General features: G+C 51.3%; 1 pseudogene. It reads left to right on the plus strand.

Features of this window, described 5'->3' with window-relative positions:
* Positions 1-454: pseudogene (locus tag AB4585_RS25410) on the plus strand (DNA mismatch repair protein MutS); the annotation flags it as partial.

The raw sequence follows: 454 nt of genomic DNA on the forward strand, positions 1-454 counted from the left end.
GCTAGGCCGCGCGACCTGGCTCGTCTACGCACCGCACTGCAACAGTTGCCGGAACTAGAAACAACACTAGAAAGCTTAGTGAATCCGCACCTGAAAGGTTTATCCAACGATGCGAAACCTCTAGACAGTTTATGTGAACTGTTAGAGCGAGCAATCAAAGAGAACCCACCTGTGGTCATTCGTGATGGCGGCGTACTCGCTGAGGGGTATAACGAAGAGCTTGACCAATGGCGCGATCTTGCTAATGGCGCTACTGAGTACCTAGAGAAACTTGAATCCGACGAGCGAGAGCGACACGGCATAGATACCTTGAAGGTAGGCTACAACGCCGTTCACGGCTTTTACATTCAAGTCAGTCGTGGGCAAAGCCACCTTGTGCCGCCTCACTACATTCGTCGTCAAACGCTGAAGAATGCTGAGCGCTACATTATTCCCGAGCTAAAAGAGCACGAAG

The organism is Vibrio sp. 10N.222.49.C9, assembly GCF_041474985.1.
In the GTDB taxonomy this organism is placed as follows: Bacteria; Pseudomonadota; Gammaproteobacteria; order Enterobacterales; family Vibrionaceae; genus Vibrio; species Vibrio crassostreae_C.